Annotated in this window: 14 protein-coding genes and 2 tRNA genes; 12 read left to right on the forward strand and 4 right to left on the reverse strand. The window is 68.0% G+C overall.

Translation table 11 applies throughout. From position 1 onward, the window contains the following. The first annotated feature begins 6 nt into the window (after positions 1 to 6). From recF to NBY69_RS19840, 9 genes are all read left to right on the forward strand, one after another. A complete protein-coding gene (recF, locus tag NBY69_RS19800) occupies positions 7 to 1137 on the forward strand; it encodes a DNA replication/repair protein RecF (RefSeq protein ID WP_250302358.1) in 1131 nt (376 codons plus the stop codon). Continuing rightward, positions 1134 to 1706, forward strand: a complete 573-nt coding sequence (locus NBY69_RS19805; protein WP_250302359.1) for a DUF721 domain-containing protein — start codon at positions 1134 to 1136, stop codon at positions 1704 to 1706. The genes recF and NBY69_RS19805 overlap by 4 nt, the downstream gene beginning before the upstream one ends. 447 nt (positions 1707 to 2153) lie before the next feature. Next, positions 2154 to 4217 (forward strand): DNA topoisomerase (ATP-hydrolyzing) subunit B, encoded by a 2064-nt coding sequence (gyrB, locus tag NBY69_RS19810; RefSeq protein WP_284348619.1) that lies wholly within the window; start codon positions 2154 to 2156, stop codon positions 4215 to 4217. Between the two features lie 42 nt (positions 4218 to 4259). Beyond that, positions 4260 to 6884 (forward strand): DNA gyrase subunit A, encoded by a 2625-nt coding sequence (gyrA, locus tag NBY69_RS19815; protein WP_250302360.1) that lies wholly within the window; start codon positions 4260 to 4262, stop codon positions 6882 to 6884. A 93-nt stretch (positions 6885 to 6977) separates the two neighbouring features. Then, positions 6978 to 7517, forward strand: coding sequence for a DUF3566 domain-containing protein (locus NBY69_RS19820; RefSeq protein ID WP_250302361.1), 540 nt, complete (start codon positions 6978 to 6980; stop codon positions 7515 to 7517). A gap of 59 nt (positions 7518 to 7576) precedes the next feature. Then, positions 7577 to 7650, forward strand: a tRNA-Ile gene (locus NBY69_RS19825). 153 nt (positions 7651 to 7803) lie between these two features. Then, positions 7804 to 7938 (forward strand): DLW-39 family protein, encoded by a 135-nt coding sequence (locus NBY69_RS19830; RefSeq protein WP_003958712.1) that lies wholly within the window; start codon positions 7804 to 7806, stop codon positions 7936 to 7938. Positions 7939 to 8112: 174 nt separating this feature from the next. Next, positions 8113 to 10029, forward strand: a complete 1917-nt coding sequence (locus NBY69_RS19835) for a VWA domain-containing protein (RefSeq protein ID WP_250302362.1) — start codon at positions 8113 to 8115, stop codon at positions 10027 to 10029. Then, on the forward strand, positions 10029 to 11417 hold the full coding sequence (locus tag NBY69_RS19840; RefSeq protein WP_250302363.1) for a hypothetical protein: 1389 nt from the start codon (positions 10029 to 10031) through the stop codon (positions 11415 to 11417). Before NBY69_RS19835 ends, NBY69_RS19840 begins: the two co-directional genes overlap by 1 nt. Positions 11418 to 11438: 21 nt before the next feature. Here NBY69_RS19840 and NBY69_RS19845 read toward each other — a convergent pair whose 3' ends face one another. Together NBY69_RS19845 and NBY69_RS19850 are read right to left on the reverse strand one after the other, a co-directional pair. Then, complete coding sequence (locus NBY69_RS19845; RefSeq protein ID WP_250302364.1) at positions 11439 to 12797, reverse strand: serine/threonine-protein kinase; 1359 nt, start codon at positions 12795 to 12797, stop codon at positions 11439 to 11441. Between the two features lie 47 nt (positions 12798 to 12844). Further along, on the reverse strand, positions 12845 to 13393 hold the full coding sequence (locus NBY69_RS19850) for a DNA-binding protein (protein ID WP_250302365.1): 549 nt from the start codon (positions 13391 to 13393) through the stop codon (positions 12845 to 12847). A gap of 149 nt (positions 13394 to 13542) precedes the next feature. On the opposite strand from NBY69_RS19850, the gene NBY69_RS19855 reads away from it, so the two are divergent. Beyond that, positions 13543 to 13615 (forward strand) — tRNA-Ala (locus NBY69_RS19855). Between the two features lie 394 nt (positions 13616 to 14009). Here NBY69_RS19855 and NBY69_RS19860 read toward each other — a convergent pair. Beyond that, on the reverse strand, positions 14010 to 14702 hold the full coding sequence (locus NBY69_RS19860) for a DUF5324 family protein (RefSeq protein ID WP_250302366.1): 693 nt from the start codon (positions 14700 to 14702) through the stop codon (positions 14010 to 14012). A 270-nt stretch (positions 14703 to 14972) separates the two neighbouring features. On the opposite strand from NBY69_RS19860, the gene NBY69_RS19865 reads away from it, so the two are divergent. Together NBY69_RS19865 and NBY69_RS19870 are read left to right on the forward strand one after the other, a co-directional pair. After that, positions 14973 to 15518 (forward strand): peptidylprolyl isomerase, encoded by a 546-nt coding sequence (locus NBY69_RS19865; protein ID WP_250302367.1) that lies wholly within the window; start codon positions 14973 to 14975, stop codon positions 15516 to 15518. Positions 15519 to 15650: 132 nt separating this feature from the next. After that, complete coding sequence (locus NBY69_RS19870) at positions 15651 to 16544, forward strand: rhomboid family intramembrane serine protease (protein ID WP_250302368.1); 894 nt, start codon at positions 15651 to 15653, stop codon at positions 16542 to 16544. A gap of 313 nt (positions 16545 to 16857) precedes the next feature. On the opposite strand, the gene crgA is transcribed toward NBY69_RS19870, so the two are convergent. Beyond that, positions 16858 to 17115 (reverse strand): cell division protein CrgA, encoded by a 258-nt coding sequence (gene crgA, locus NBY69_RS19875; RefSeq protein ID WP_250302369.1) that lies wholly within the window; start codon positions 17113 to 17115, stop codon positions 16858 to 16860. Between the last annotated feature and the right edge of the window lie 2 nt (positions 17116 to 17117).

Below are 17117 nucleotides of genomic sequence, written 5' to 3' on the forward strand. Positions count from 1 at the left end.
ACGGTCATGCACGTCACGCACCTGTCGCTGGCCGACTTCCGCTCGTACGCCCGGGTCGAGGTTCCTCTCGACCCGGGCGTCACCGCGTTCGTGGGCGCCAACGGCCAGGGCAAGACGAACCTCGTCGAGGCGGTCGGGTATCTCGCGACGCTCGGCAGTCACCGGGTCTCCTCGGACGCGCCACTGGTGCGGATGGGCGCCGACCGGGCTGTCATCCGCGCCGCTGTCACACAGGGCGAGCGCTCACAGCTCATCGAGCTCGAACTCAATCCCGGCCGGGCCAACAGGGCTCGGATCAACAGGTCGTCGCAGGTCCGACCGCGCGATGTGCTGGGGATCGTGCGCACCGTACTCTTCGCCCCCGAGGACCTGGCCCTGGTCAAGGGCGACCCGGGTGAGCGGCGGCGGTTTCTGGACGAGCTGATCACGGCGCGCTCGCCGCGGATGGCCGGGGTGCGGTCCGACTACGAGCGGGTTCTGAAGCAGCGCAACACCTTGCTGAAGTCCGCGGCGATGGCGCGCAGGCACGGTGGCCGCTCCATGGACATGTCCACACTCGATGTGTGGGACCAGCACCTGGGCCGGGTGGGAGCCGAGCTGCTGGCACAGCGGTTGGATCTGATCGCGACGTTGCAGCCGCTCACGGACAAGGCGTACGAACAGGTCGCGCCGGGCGGGGGTCCGATTGCGCTGGAGTACCGGAGCTCGCTGGGCGAGGGAATCGAGGCGGCTCAGTCGCGGGACGAGCTGTACGAGCAGTTGATCGCGGCCTTGGTGGGGGTCCGTAAGCAGGAGATCGAGCGGGGGGTGACCCTCGTTGGGCCGCACCGTGACGATCTTGTCCTGAAGCTGGGGCGGCTGCCCGCGAAGGGCTATGCCAGCCACGGGGAGTCGTGGTCCTACGCCCTGGCGCTGCGGCTGGCTTCGTACGACTTGCTGCGGGCCGAGGGCAATGAACCTGTGCTGGTGCTCGACGACGTGTTCGCCGAGTTGGACGCGCGCCGCCGGGAACGGCTGGCCGAGCTGGTGGCTCCGGGTGAGCAGGTGCTTGTGACGGCGGCTGTGGACGACGATGTTCCGGGTGTGCTGGCCGGCGTGCGGTACGCCGTTTCGGAAGGGGCGGTGGAACGCGTATGAGCGGGCCCTCGGCCGATGACACGGGTGGCGCGGAAGGTGCTTCGCAGGGGCCTGAGGCTCCGAAGGTTCCTGAGTCCTCCGGTATTGATCTGGCGCGGGTCGCGTTGCGGGCGGCCAAGGAACAGGCGAAGGCGCGAGGCGCTGCGGCCCAGCAGAAGAAGCAGGCCAAGCGGGGTGGCCTGCGGTCGGGGGCGCGGGCGGACGGACGGGATCCCCTGCCGCTGGGTGCGGCGATCAATCGGCTGATTACCGAGCGCGGCTGGGAGACACCGGCTGCGGTGGGCGGGGTGATGGGCCGCTGGCCACAGATCGTGGGCGACGATCTGGCCAAACACTGTGTGCCTCAGCGTTATGACGAGGATGCGCGGGTGCTGACCGTGCAGTGCGATTCAACGGCCTGGGCGACACAGCTGCGGTTGTTGGCCCCGCAGTTGGTGGCTCGGCTGAATACGGATCTGGGCCACGGCACGGTGAAGCTGCTGAAGGTCTTGGGGCCCGGTGGGCCGCCCCGCCGGTTCGGGCCACTGCGGGCGCCGGGCAGCAAGGGGCCGGGCGACACGTACGGCTGATGCCCGGACCGAAGTCGCTGCCGGATGCGGCCTTCGAGGACGCTCCGCCGCGCCTCGCACATGCCCCTGCCCGCCCTCCTTGCTCCTGTCTACTCCCGGGCTCGCGCTCGGCTGTTTTTCCTGCTTCCTCCGCGTGTGTGCGTTGTTTCACGTGAAACAACGCACACAGTGCTGACGTCTTACCGGGTGAGGCGGGAGGCAGGTCGCTCACCTGTCCCTCACCGTAGCGGGAGGTTGACAGGCCGAAGCGCTTAAAGCCCGTGTGAGCCTCCTGGAGCCCCTTCCCGAATATGGGGAGTCGGACGGCGCCGGTTCAGGGCGGCACATGTGGACTCAGGTACCGGCAAACCCCCATTCACGTCTGCGCTACCGGTAGACTGAGTGACAATCCCGCTCCGCGGAACAAGTCGAACGACGCAGCCGCTCCTGCCTGCCCTGGAGAGGCCTGTGCTGTGCCAGAAAGGGCGCTTCGTGGCCGATTCCGGCAACCCCAATGAGATCCCCCCGTCCACTGTCGGCGAGCACGGCGAGGTAACCGCCTCGTACGACGCCAACGCGATCACCGTCCTCGAGGGTCTGGACGCGGTTCGCAAGCGGCCCGGCATGTACATCGGCTCGACCGGTGAGCGCGGACTCCACCACCTGGTGCAAGAGGTCGTCGACAACTCGGTCGACGAGGCCATGGCCGGGCACGCGGACAGGATCGACGTCACGATCCTTCCGGACGGCGGCGTTCGCGTGGTCGACAACGGGCGCGGCATCCCCGTCGGCATCGTGCCCTCGGAGAACAAGCCGGCCGTCGAGGTCGTCCTGACCGTGCTGCACGCCGGCGGTAAGTTCGGCGGCGGCGGTTACGCCGTCTCCGGCGGTCTCCACGGCGTGGGTGTGTCCGTCGTGAATGCCCTGTCGCAGAAGCTCTCGGTCGACGTCAGGACCGACGGGTACCGGTGGACCCAGGACTACAAGCTCGGTGTGCCGACGGCGCCCCTGGCCCGCAACGAGGCCACGGAGGACACCGGCACCACGGTCACCTTCTGGGCCGACGGTGATGTCTTCGAGACGACCGAGTACTCCTTCGAGACGCTGTCGCGGCGGTTCCAGGAGATGGCCTTCCTGAACAAGGGCCTCACCCTGACGCTGACGGACGAGCGGGAGTCGGCGAAGGCCACCGCGGGTGCGGACACGGTCGACGAGGCGGCGGGCGAGGAGCAGGTCCGTACGGTCACGTACCACTACGAGGGCGGCATCGTCGACTTCGTGAAGTACCTCAACTCGCGCAAGGGTGAGCTGATCCACCCGACCGTGATCGATGTCGAGGCCGAGGACAAGGAGCGTCTGCTCTCGGCCGAGATCGCGATGCAGTGGAACTCGCAGTACAGCGAAGGTGTGTACTCCTTCGCGAACACGATCCACACGCATGAGGGCGGTACGCACGAGGAAGGCTTCAGGGCCGCGCTGACGGGCCTGGTCAACCGGTACGCGCGGGACAAGAAGCTGCTGCGCGAGAAGGACGACAACCTCTCGGGCGAGGACATCCGTGAGGGTCTGACGGCGATCATCTCGGTGAAGCTGGGCGAGCCGCAGTTCGAGGGGCAGACGAAGACCAAGCTGGGGAACACGGAGGCGAAGACCTTCGTGCAGAAGGTCGTCTACGAGCACCTCACGGACTGGTTCGACCGGAACCCGAACGAGGCCGTGGACATCATCCGCAAGGCCATCCAGGCGCAGACGGCACGGGTCGCGGCGCGTAAGGCGCGTGACCTGACCCGGCGCAAGGGGCTGCTGGAGAGCGCGTCCCTGCCGGGCAAGCTGAGCGACTGCCAGTCGAACGACCCGACGAAGTGCGAGATCTTCATCGTCGAGGGTGACTCCGCCGGTGGTTCGGCGAAGTCCGGGCGTAACCCGATGTACCAGGCGATCCTGCCGATCCGGGGCAAGATCCTGAACGTCGAGAAGGCGCGGATCGACAAGATTCTGCAGAACACCGAGGTACAGGCGCTGATCTCGGCGTTCGGTACCGGGGTCCACGAGGACTTCGATATCGAGAAGCTGCGCTACCACAAGATCATTCTCATGGCGGACGCCGACGTCGACGGCCAGCACATCAACACGCTGCTCCTGACGTTCCTGTTCCGGTTCATGAGGCCGCTGGTCGAGGCCGGGCACGTGTATCTCTCGCGTCCGCCGCTGTTCAAGATCAAGTGGGGCCGGGACGACTTCGAGTACGCGTACTCGGACCGGGAGCGCGACGCCCTGGTCGAACTGGGCAAGCAGAACGGCAAGCGGATCAAGGACGACTCGATCCAGCGGTTCAAGGGTCTCGGTGAGATGAACGCCGAGGAACTGCGGATCACCACGATGGACGTGGACCACCGCGTGCTCGGACAGGTCACTCTGGACGACGCGGCGCAGGCCGACGACCTGTTCTCGGTGCTGATGGGTGAGGACGTCGAGGCGCGGCGCTCCTTCATCCAGCGCAACGCCAAGGACGTCCGCTTCCTCGACATCTGAGTCGGCCGTACAAGCCGTAGCTCGAAAGGACTTTGACCAGCAATGGCCGACGAGAATTCCCCTGTGATGCCCGAAGCGGTGCCCGTTGTCGAGGGCGTGGGTATGCGTGTCGAGCCCGTCGGGCTCGAAACGGAGATGCAGCGCTCCTACCTCGACTACGCGATGTCCGTCATCGTGTCGCGTGCGCTGCCGGATGTGCGGGACGGTCTGAAGCCCGTGCACCGCCGAGTGCTGTACGCGATGTACGACGGTGGTTACCGGCCCGAGAAGGGCTTCTACAAGTGCGCCCGTGTCGTCGGTGACGTCATGGGCACGTACCACCCCCACGGTGACTCCTCGATCTACGACGCGCTCGTGCGGCTGGCGCAGCACTGGTCGATGCGTATGCCGCTGGTGGACTCGAACGGAAACTTCGGCTCTCCCGGCAACGACCCGGCTGCCGCCATGCGGTACACCGAGTGCAAGATGATGCCGCTGTCCATGGAGATGGTCAGGGACATCGACGAGGAGACCGTCGACTTCCAGGACAACTACGACGGCCGTAACCAGGAACCGACGGTTCTGCCGGCGCGGTTCCCGAACCTGCTGGTCAACGGCTCGGCCGGTATCGCGGTCGGTATGGCCACCAACATCCCGCCGCACAACCTGCGTGAGGTGGCGGCCGGCGCCCAGTGGTACCTGGAGAACCCGGAGGCCTCGCACGAGGACCTCCTGGACGCTCTGATGGAACGGATCAAGGGTCCGGACTTCCCGACCGGTGCGCTGGTCGTGGGGCGCAAGGGCATCGAGGAGGCGTACCGCACCGGACGCGGCTCCATCACGATGCGCGCGGTCGTGGCGGTCGAGGAGATCCAGAACCGTCAGTGCCTGGTCGTCACGGAGCTTCCGTACCAGACCAACCCCGACAACCTGGCGCAGAAGATCGCCGACCTGGTGAAGGACGGCAAGGTCGGCGGCATCGCGGATGTCCGCGACGAGACGTCCTCGCGTACCGGTCAGCGGCTGGTCGTCGTGCTGAAGCGCGACGCAGTAGCCAAGGTCGTGCTGAACAACCTCTACAAGCACACCGATCTGCAGTCGAACTTCAGCGCGAACATGCTGGCGCTCGTCGACGGGGTGCCGCGCACGCTGTCGATCGACGCGTTCATCCGGCACTGGGTGACGCATCAGATCGAGGTCATTGTCCGGCGTACGAAGTTCCGGCTGCGCAAGGCCGAGGAGCGGGCGCACATCCTGCGTGGCCTGCTGAAGGCGCTGAACGCGATCGACGAGGTCATCGCGCTCATCCGGCGCAGCCAGACGGTGGAAGTGGCGCGTGAGGGCCTCATGGGCCTGCTGGAGATCGACGAGATCCAGGCGAACGCGATCCTGGAGATGCAGCTGCGCCGACTGGCCGCACTGGAGCACCAGAAGATCACGGCCGAGCACGACGAGCTGCAGGCGAAGATCAATGAGTACAGGGCGATTCTGATCTCGCCCGATCGGCAGCGGCAGATCGTCAGCGAGGAACTCGCGGTGATCGTCGACAAGTTCGGCGACGACCGGCGCTCCAAGCTGGTGCCCTTCGACGGTGACATGTCCATCGAGGACCTGATCGCCGAGGAGGACATCGTCGTCACCATCACCAACGGTGGTTACGTCAAGCGCACCAAGACCGAGGACTACCGGTCGCAGAAGCGTGGCGGCAAGGGTGTGCGGGGCACGAAGCTGAAGCAGGACGACATCGTCGCTCACTTCTTCGTTTCGACGACCCATCACTGGCTGCTGTTCTTCACGAACAAGGGCCGGGTCTACCGGGCGAAGGCGTACGAACTGCCGGATGCGGGCCGGGATGCGCGCGGGCAGCACGTCGCCAACCTGCTGGCGTTCCAGCCGGACGAGCAGATCGCACAGATCCTGGCGATCCGGGACTACGACGCGGCGCCGTATCTGATCCTGGCCACCAAGGGCGGCCTGGTGAAGAAGACTCCTCTCAAGGACTACGACTCGCCCCGTTCCGGCGGCGTCATCGCGATCAACCTGCGGGAGACCGCGGACGGCAGCGACGACGAGCTGATCGGTGCCGAGCTGGTCTCGGCGGAGGACGATCTGCTCCTGGTCAGCAGGAAGGCGCAGTCGATCCGGTTCACGGCGACGGATGACGCGTTGCGCCCGATGGGGCGTGCGACTTCCGGCGTGAAGGGCATGAGTTTCCGTGAGGGGGACGAGCTGCTCTCGATGAATGTCGTGCGGACCGGTACTTTCGTGTTCACTGCCACTGACGGTGGGTACGCCAAGCGGACCCCCGTCGACGAGTACCGCGTTCAGGGCCGCGGCGGCCTCGGCATCAAGGCCGCCAAGATCGTGGAGGACAGGGGCTCGCTGGTCGGTGCTCTGGTGGTGGAGGAGACGGACGAGATCCTCGCCATCACGCTCGGCGGTGGTGTGATTCGTACGCGAGTCAATGAAGTCAGGGAGACCGGCCGTGACACCATGGGCGTTCAACTGATCAACCTGGGCAAGCGCGATGCCGTGGTCGGTATCGCTCGTAACGCCGAGGCAGGCCGTGAGGCCGAAGAGATTGACGCGGTCGACGGCGACGCGGTCGACGGTGAACCGGTCGACGGCGATGCGACCGAGGCGGTAGTCGAGGGCACCGAGCCTTCGGCCGGGGAGCACGAGGAGTAGAACGTGAGTGGAGCCACGGGCGCCGGAGCGGCCGCTTCCGGAGCTGGAGCACACGGTGCCCGTGGCCCTGCCGCGGACTCTCAAGGGGGAACGGTGACGGACACGCGTGGGGCGCAGCCGCAGTTCGAGGCGCAGCCGTATCAGCCGCCGCAGGCCTACCCGTCGCCGGGCGCCGGCGGCACGCAGGGCGGACAGCAGCGCCCGGCGGGTGGTACGCAGGCCGGCGTGCGCAAGGCACGCACAGGGGCGCGTACGACGCCCCGTACGCGCAAGGCAAGGCTGCGGGTCGCCAAGGCCGATCCGTGGTCGGTGATGAAGGTCAGCTTCCTGCTGTCCATCGCGCTGGGCATCTGCACGATCGTGGCGGCCGCGGTGCTGTGGATGGTCATGGACGCGATGGGCGTCTTCACCACGGTGGGCGGGACCATCAGCGATGCCACGGGCTCCAGTGACGGAAGCGGCTTCGATCTTCAGTCGTTCCTCTCGCTGCCGCGGGTGCTGCTGTTCACGTCGGTCATCGCGGTGATCGACGTGGTGCTGGCCACTGCGCTGGCGACGCTCGGGGCTTTCATCTACAACCTGTCGGCCGGGTTCGTGGGTGGCGTCGAGCTGACGCTGGCCGAGGACGAGTAGGACCTCGGCTATCGATTTTGGGACTGGCCCTGGAGTGCGCTAATCTTCAGGGGCAGCGCGGGGCTATAGCTCAGTTGGTTAGAGCGCATCCCTGATAAGGATGAGGCCACAGGTTCAAATCCTGTTAGCCCCACCGCGAACATCGGCCCGGACGGTTTCCCGTCCGGGCCGATTGCATTCCCGGGGCCGATAGTTGGGTGGGGAACTAGGTCACCGATCGGTATCGGCCGGTGTGTATAGTCGGGCGCCAGAAGTCCCTTACGTCAAGGAAAGACGAGGTCGCGCGGTGAAGAAGCTTCTCCTGGTCGCACTGGCCGCCATCGGCGGGCTCCTCGTGTACCGCCAGATCCAGGCGGATCGCGCCGAGCAGGATCTGTGGACGGAGGCGACTGACTCCGTGCCCGCAGGTTCGGGTGTGTGAGACCCAGCGTCGTACCCACAGGACCCCGGCCGCTTCTGCGGCCGGGGTCCTGTGGTGTCCGGGCCCCAGGTGTCCGGCGGATGTTGCGGGACCGTGACGCCCCATCCCTTGAGTTCACCCTCGCAAATCATTAGCTTGCAAGAGCAAAGCTTGTGACTGTGAGGGGGACCACAGATGACAACTCGACTTCTGGCCGGTGCGGCCGTGTCGGCGCTATTGGCGCTGTCGGCCGGGCCGCTTCAGACGGCACAGGCCGCAGGGTCGGCGAGTACGGGCGGCGGCAACAGCCTGGTGATGGTGCTGGATTCCTCCGGCTCCATGGCGGATGACGACGGCTCGGGACGTACGCGGATGGAGACCGCCCGACGGGCGGTGGGCACCGTGGTGGACGGTCTGCCCGACGGCTACCCCACCGGGCTGCGGGTGTACGGGGCCGACCGGTCCAGCGGGTGCACCGACACCCGGCTGGCGCGCTCCGTGCAGCCGCTGGACCGCGCCGCGCTGAAGAGCGCCGTGGCGGCCGTGCGGCCCAGAGGTGACACTCCCATCGGCCTGTCGCTCCAGAAGGCGGCCAGGGACCTTCCACGGCCGTCCGGAGGGGCGACCGGGACGCGCACGATCCTGTTGATCTCCGACGGCGAGGACAACTGCGGTACGCCCGCACCGTGCGACGTGGCGAAACAGCTCGGCAGGGAGGGTGCGGACCTGCGGATCGACACCGTCGGATTCCAGGTGCGCGGCAAGGCCAGGCAGCAGCTCGAATGCATCGCGGGGGCGGGGAACGGGCGTTACTACGACGCGCCCGACGCCGAGGCACTCGCCCGGCAGCTCCAGCGCGCCTCGCAGCTCTCCGCGGACGGCTACCGCACGAAGGGCGAGCGGGTCGCAGGAGCGGCCGGCCGGGGGAAGGCTCCGGTGCTTCCGCCCGGCCAGTACCTGGACACCGTCGGGCCCGGTGAGAAGCGGTACTACGCCGTCGAGCTCGATGCCGCGTCCACCGTGGACTTCTCGGTGACCGCGGTCCCGCAGGCCGGTGCGGCGGTCGGCTCCCTCGACGCGCTGCGCACCCGGCTCCTGTACGCGGCCGACGGCTCCTGCGACACCGGCACCGTGCACTTCTTCCAGAACGAGGGTGCGACGCCGCTGACTTCGGCCCTGGCCCGGATCCCGAACGAGGAGGGGACCGGGATCTGTGACAGGGCCGGCCGGTACTGGCTGGAGGTCGAGCGGGAGAGCGCGCCCGGTTCGGACGCCGGTCGCTGGCCGCTGGAGCTGACGTACGACGTGGAGGAGCCCCTCGCGCAGGGGGTGACCCCCGCTCAGTCGCGGCCGGAGTACGGGAAGGGCGACAAGAACGCCGTGCTGCCCACCGGGACTCCGCAGGACGTGACGGGCGGTACCGGGTTCAACGATGCGCGGGTGCTCGGCCAGGGCGTCTGGCGCGATCGGATCCTGCCCTCCCAGACGCTCTGGTACAAGGTGCCCGCGGGCTGGGGTCAGCAGGTCCGCTACGGCGTGGAGTTCGCCAACGAACCGACGGTGTCGGGTGCTTCGCCGGTGCTGTCGTACGGCGCGACGCAGGTCTACACCCCGGCTCGGGCGCCCGTCGGCACCGGCACCACGGAATTCAGCCCGAAAGCCGTCTACAACGGCCGTCCCGCCGCGGTGGACATGGGAACGGTGCCGGTCGCGTGGACCAACAGGTACGAGTCGCACTCCGATGTGATCCCGGTCCATGCCAAGGGGGGTTTCTACATCGCGGTGACGCTCGGTGCGAAGGCCGCCGAGATCGCCGCGAACCCGCAGATCGGTGTGGTGCTGAGGGTGGCCGTGCTCGGTGACGAGCTGGCGGGGCCTCAGCACGGTGCTCCCGCGCTCGCCAAGGACGCGGGAGGGCAGGGGGCGGCCGGCCGCGGCCAGGATTCAGCCGCGCGCGCAGACAGTGGTGCGAGTGCCGGGGCAGGATGGAGCGGCACCAAGACTGTTGCTGCAGTGGGCGGTGGGGCTGTTGTGGTCGCTGTGATCGCGGGGGCGGTCTTTGTACGGGGGCGGCGCCGGGTTGCCGCGAGGACGACGAGGGGTAACGGGTGATGAGACAGCGCAGCAGGGGACGGATCGTGCTGGCCGCGGTGGTGGCGACGTGCGCCGTGGGGGCACTGCCGGGGCAGGCCCTGGCAGTGGGCGACCCCGATCCGTACGTCTTCGACTCGCACGCGAAGAGGGTGGCGGGCGCGCCGGCCAGCACCGACGCGCAGGAGCTCAAGGCCGGTTCGACGTACCGGTCCGCCATCAAGCCGGGCGGCCAGCTCTACTACCAGGTGGAACTGGACGCCGATTCGAATGCGTACGTCTCGGCGGTCGCCGTACCGAAGCTGGGGCCGGAGGCGAAGGTCGGCTACGCCGACGGCATCAAGGTGACGCTCCAGGATCGTGAGGGCGACTCCTGTGACTACAACGACGATGCGGTGTTCGGCTCGGCCCAGTACCCCCGTCCGATCGCCGCCTACGCCTCCCGCACGATCAAGAAGGGCAGCACTTCCTGCCGCACGGCCGGCCCGTACTACGTGCTGATCGAGCGGACGACCAAGGCCACGTCCGCGCAGGAGGAGTGGGACCTGGAGATCCGGTTCGACACCGAGCCCGGTCTGAAGGCCGGGTCGGGCGGCCCGACGGAGGCACCCTCCAGCTGGCCATCGGCGACGCCCGTGCCGCCCTCCGGGAAGTCCGGACGGGCACAGGGAGGGACGGGGTTCAACGACGCCGCCGCGCTGAAGGGCGGAGTGTGGGACGACCGGATCAAGCCGGGACAGACCCTCTTCTACCGGGTGCCGGTCGACTGGGGACAGCAGCTCTTCGCCACGGCCGACCTCGGCAGTTCCCCGGGCAACGGCTATGTCGGGAGCGCCCTCACGGTGCAGTTGTACAACCCGGTGCGCGCCGCGGTCACCAGTGGGGACACCGCGTACGACGGGAAGCCGAAGTCGGCCGCGCCGGATCCGGTGGCGCCGGTGGCGTACGAGAACCGGTACAGCACGAGCGACGCGGTCAACGGGGCGCGGATGGCCGGTGACTACTACCTGGCGGTCACGCTCAGCCCGGAGGTCGCGAACAAGTTCGGGGAGAAGGAGTACGGGCTGACGCTGCGGACGAGTATCAAGGGCACCGCAGGGTCCCCGCCCGCATACGCGGGGGCCGTTCCGGACTTCAGCGCCGGCGGAGGCGACGGGACGGGGAACGGCACCATGAAGCTGGTGGGGGTCACCGGGATCGGCGCGGGGGCGGTGCTGGTGCTGGGCCTGGGGGCATGGACGGTGGGCGCCCGGCGGCGGGCGGGAGCACCGACGGCACAGCAACAGGCTCGGACGCAGGGCCGGCCGCAGGTCCAGGCGCAGGGAAGCCAACCGCAGGGAAGCCAACCGCAGGGGCCCTCGCAGGCCTCGCAGTCTCAGCAGCAGTACGGGCCGCCTTCGGCCTGGTAGCCCCTGGCCGTCGGTCGGGATTCAGCTCTGGGTCAGCGCCCAGATGCCCACCGCGAAACAGATCAGCGCGAGGACCAGAACCGGGACCGCCACCTTCGGGGGCGGTCCCGGCCGCTTCCGCGGCACGGGTACCGACTGGGTGGGAACCTGCGAGGGCTGAGCGGTGTACGGATGAGTGTGGGGTTGTTCGTAGGGGGTCTGAACTTCGTACGGGGTCTGAACAGGGAGGGGGGCGGCCACATGCGCAGCTGTGACGGTGTGGGCGGGCTCGGGTACCGGTGCAGGAGCGGGGTGAGCGGTGGCCGATCGGGGCGGCGGCGCCAGATGGAAGCTGCCCGTTTCCGACATCGCGGCCGACAGGGGGTGGGGCTGCTGCTGGTGCTGCTGCGATGCGGGCGGGGACTGCGGTGGTACGGCGGCCTGTTGGGGGATGGCCTGAGGCGGGTCGGTCTGTTGGGGGTTGGTCCGAGGCGCGGCGTGCAGGGGAGACTGCCGCGGGTCGGCGGGTCCGTCCGGGCCGAACCCGGTCGGGAGCGGGCCGATCTGGTCGAAGACTTCGACGGGCTCCTCGTCGGGGCTCGTCCCGGACAGCAGCTCGGCGGCCGTGGTCAGCGCTTTTCGCGCGCCCGTCGCCGTACGGAACCTGGCCTGCGGGTCCGGCTGGAGCAGCCCCGCGAGCACTTGCCACAGCGGCTCGGGGATGCCCTGGGGAGCACCGGGCGTGCCATGGGCCGCGAAGTGTTCCACGAGGGCCCTGGAGTCGGGCCGGGCACCCTGGAGCAGATAGAGCGCGACCAGGCCGACTGCGAAGAGGTCAGCCGTGAAGTCCGGCTCGGCGCCGAGCATCTGCTCGGGCGCGAAGTAACCGGGCGTCCCCACCACGTAGTTGGTCTCGGTGAGGCGGGGCTCGCCCTTGCGCATCGAGATGCCGAAGTCGGACAGCCGCAGATGCGGCCGTCCGGTCCCGGTGGCTTCCAGCAGGATGTTCGCCGGCTTGATGTCGCGGTGCACCACCCCCTCCGCGTGCACGGCGGCCAGCCCGGCCAGCAGCTGATCGAGCAGGGTGCAGACGAATCGCGGGGGCAGCGGTCCGTAGTCACCTATGACGTTGACGAGGGAACCGCCACTCACCAGTTCCATGGTGAACAGCACCTTGTCGTCGTCGGCGGCCCAGCTGGCGGGGGCGAGCACATGCGGGTGATCGATCCGCAGGGCCTGTTCGCGGACGAAGCGCAGCAGGGTGTGCGCGTCGCTCTGCTGAAGCACCTTGGCTGCCACATACCGACGTCGACGGTGGTCCCACGCGCGCCAGACGGCGCCGACGCCCCCGCGCCCTATCGGGTCGACCAGTTCGTACCGCCCGGCGAAGACCTCACCCATGCGCTGTGCCCGCTCCCCGTCTCAGCTGTGTCAGATGCGTCCGAGTCTCAGCTCTGGTGGGCCTCGTAATGCGAGACCGCTTCAGCGGTGCGCCCGGCGCCGTACACCCTCAGGAACTCTGCCAGTTCAGGGTGGGTCGGGGCGAGGGTGTTCGCCGCATCGATGATGTCGCCGGCGGCTGAGACGGAGCGCAACAGGGACTGGATCTCGCGCACCACGCGGCGCACGGTCGGTGCACCCGTGGTGGACGTGGTCTGGCCGGTGTTGGAGAGGACCGAGCCGCCCTGGGACTTCTTGATCTCCTCCATCCGGTCGGTGGCCTCGCCCGCGCTGACGCTGCCGTCGGCGACCAGGCCGGAGAGTTCCTGAAGTGCCTGGACGCGCTGGACCACAGCCGGGTTGCCGATCTTGGCGCGCTGGCCGCTCATCAGCTGGGAAAGCATCGGAGCGGACAGTCCGAGCACCGCGGCGAGGCGGGCCTGGTTCAGGCCCAGGTCATCGATGAGACGGCGGAAGAGCGCCCCCAGCGGCTCTCCGTACCAACTGCGCTGGAGGTCCCTCGCTCTCGCGGTGGCCTCTTGTTGTGCTGCGTCCATTGCGTCTCCCCATCGCTACCCCAGTGCGGCGGTTCGCTGCCGCGAACCCCGTCTGCATCTTACGGAGCGTGGTCGCGGACCGGGAGTCCCAATCCTTTTGTGAGATACCCCCGGTCACCCGCTACTCTTGTCTCGCACCAACCCGTTCCGGGGCCTTAGCTCAGTTGGTAGAGCGCTGCCTTTGCAAGGCAGATGTCAGGAGTTCGAATCTCCTAGGCTCCACTTGCTAAATGCCCTCTGACCTGCGGAAACGTGGCTCAGAGGGCATTTTTTGTGCCACTGGCGGGCGTGGTGGTGCCAGGGCCGGTGACGGAGCCCCGAAGAAGGCGGCCTCGCCTCCGGCATCGTCGGCACCGGCTACCAGGTCCCGCCCTCGCCGCCATGACCGCCATCGCCGCCGCCCGCGGCGCCAACCGGCTCGGGCAACCCGGCCAAGGGGAACGGAACGCCAGAGCGCGGGGTGCCAGGAGATCCGAGTCTCCTGGCACCCCGCGCTCTGTTCTGTACCGCTGTTCTGTGCCGCTGTTCTGTACGACTGTTCGTGTTGCTCTTCTGTAAGGCTGTCCCGTACCGGCGTCCGGGCTGTTCCGCCGTGGTGGGCGTGGTGCTTGCGCTCTTACGGCCGGTTGTCGCGCTTGGTGTCGTCCGCTTCTGCCTTGGCCTGCTTGGCCTTCACCTCGGGGTCCAGTGCTCCCGGGCTGCCGTCGACCGCGGTCAGCGTCGGGCGGTCCGAGACCTCGGTGGGGGCGGGCGGTTCGACCAGCCAGTCCGGGTTCGCCTGCTTGTCCCACCACTTCCAGGCGGCGAAGGCGCCACCCGCGAGTACGCCGAGTACGACAACGCCCTTGAACAGGCGGCCCGTCGTCGCGCAGCGCTGGTTCTTCCTGGCCAGCTTCTGGATCTGCTTCGCGGAGACCTGCCCGCGCAGCGCCGCCACCGCCGCCGCGCTGCGGGCTGCCGCTTCCTCGCGTACGGGCTGGGCCGCTGCCACGGCCTGCTCGACCCGGGGGGCGAACTGGCTCTGTGCCTGGCGGGCCGCCTTGGCGGCGCGCTGTGCTGCCGCGTCGACCTTCGGCGGAACATGAGTGAGGGCCTGGTCGACATGCGGTGCGAGACGCGCGTCGTACTGGGTCCGGGCCTGCTGCGCCGCGAGCGAGACCTTGGGGGCCAGCCGTACCCGAGCTTCGTTGGCGTAATACGTGGCCTGTCCCTTGGCCGTACCGGCGTAGGGCGCCACCACTTCCGCGGCGTGCAGCACGCTTTCCTTCGCCGTACCGGTCGCGGCGCGCACGCTGTCCATGCGGGTCACAGTTCCTCCTCATCGGTGGCGTTCTCTAATTCGCCTTTCCACCCTTTTCGAAATCATGCCTGCCCCCGGCCGTCACGGCACGTGAGGGCGGGCATCCGGGTCAAGAAAGGCAAGATCGGTCATTGTGGTGCAAGGGGAGCTTGCGGTCGACAATGCCACGGTTCGGTGCGGTGCGTGCCGGTTCAGTGGTGACTCGGGTGCTTTTCTCTGTACGGGGTAGGTCCGTGCGAGGATCGGTCATCGTCAGAGAAGACTTACGGAAGGCACATCGTGGCCGAGCAGCTTTACGCCACCCTGAAGACCAACCACGGCGACATCGTGATCCGGCTGCTGCCGAATCACGTGCCGAAGACGGTCAAGAACTTTGTGGAGCTTGCCCAGGGCGAGCGTGAGTGGACCCACCCGGCCACCGGTAAGAAGTCCACGGACAGGCTCTACGACGGCACTGTTTTCCACCGGGTGATCAGTGGCTTCATGATCCAGGGCGGCGACCCGCTGGGCAATGGCACGGGCGGTCCGGGATACGAGTTCGCGGACGAGTTCCACCCCGAGCTGGCCTTCGACAAGCCGTATCTGCTGGCCATGGCCAACGCGGGCCCGGGGACCAACGGCTCGCAGTTCTTCATCACGGTGTCGCCGACGGCCTGGCTGACCCGTAAGCACAGCATCTTCGGCGAGGTCACCGACCCGGCCAGCCAGAAGGTCATCGACGAGATCATCGCCACCCCGACCAACCCGCGCACGGACCGCCCGGTCCAGGACGTTGTCATCGAGACGGTCGTCGTCGAGACTCGCAACGGCGTCGGCAAGGGCTGAGCCACCCGAGACATTCCGTATGCGGTACGGGCCCGTCCCCGTTCGCGGTACGGGAACCACCCGCCCCGTTCGTCCGTATGACGAGCGGGGCGGTGCACTGCGTACGCGACCCGTACGAGACGAGGGAACCCGATGGAACAGGTGCCAGGAGGCCCGGAGCGGCAGGCCGGGGCGAGCGGTCTGCCCAGTTGCTACCGCCATCCCGGTGTGGAGACGGGCATCAGCTGCGTCCGCTGTGAGCGGCCGATCTGCCCGCAGTGCATGGTGAGTGCCTCGGTCGGCTTCCAGTGCCCGGAGTGCGTGCGCGGTGCCGGGAGCACCGGCAGTGCCCCGGCGGCGACCCGGCCACGCACGGTGGCGGGCGGGGCGATCACGGCCGACCCGCACATGATCACCAAGATCCTCATCGGGATCAACGTCCTGGTGTTCATCCTGCAACTCGCGAACGGCTACAGCTTCAACCCGTCCTACGAGATGCTGGGCCGGGCTCGGATCACGCCGTTCGGGCCGGTGGAGGGTGTCGCCGAGGGGCAGTGGTACCGGCTGCTGACCGCGATGTTCATGCACGGCGGCTATGTGCACATCGGGTTCAACATGCTCAGCCTGTGGTGGATCGGCGGGCCGCTGGAAGCGGCGCTCGGCCGGGCGCGCTACCTCGCGCTCTATCTGATCTCGGGGCTGGCGGGCAGCGCGCTCACCTACCTCATCGCCGCGCCGAACGAGGGCTCGCTCGGGGCTTCCGGCGCCATCTTCGGGCTGCTGGGCGCCACCGCGGTGCTGATGAAGCGCATGAACTACGACATGCGCCCGCTGTTCGGCCTGCTCGTGGTCAACGTGATCTTCACCTTCAGCGGTGGCATCGCCTGGGAGGCGCACCTGGGCGGCTTCGTCGCCGGGATCATCGTGGCGATCGGCATGGTGCACGCCCCGCGCGACCGGCGGACGCTGCTGCAGTTCGGGACCTGTGCCCTTGTTCTCGCGGCGACGATCGCCATGGTGCTGATCAGAACCGCGATGCTCACCTGAGTCCGAAGGCCCGAAGGCCCGAAGGCGGGCCGCCGGGCCGGTTCTGAGCCGGTCCGGGGCCGAGTTGTCCACAGCGAGTGGCGGATCCTGTGCACCCTGTGGGGAACGGGTGTGCCCCTCGTCCCTGAGCTGGGTTTCCCCAGGAGGGGCAAGGGGCGGGCCGTTGCTGTGGTATGGCGTCAAGTAGTCACACCGGCGTCAACACCCGAAAGTTATCCACAGATCTTCTGAGTTTTCCCCGGCTGTGGATAGCGCTGTGGATAACTCAGGGCAAGGCTTGACGGGCGCGGGGCGATGTGGAGGGAGGGGAGAACTACTTCCACTGGGTCGAGACGCCGAAGCCGGCGGCGATGAAGCCGAAGCCGACCACGATGTTCCAGTTCCCGAACGGCTTGATGGGCATATCGCCCTCCGTCACATAAAAGACAACGATCCAGGCGAGACCGATCAAGAAGAACGCCAGCATCACCGGAGCCACCCAGCCGCGATTCGTCAGCTTTATGGCAGTCGCCTGCTTCGTCGCGGGCGGCGGTGTGAAATCGGCCTTCTTGCGGATACGTGACTTCGGCACGA

This window comes from Streptomyces sp. A 4/2 (assembly GCF_940670765.1).
GTDB lineage: Bacteria > Actinomycetota > Actinomycetes > Streptomycetales > Streptomycetaceae > Streptomyces.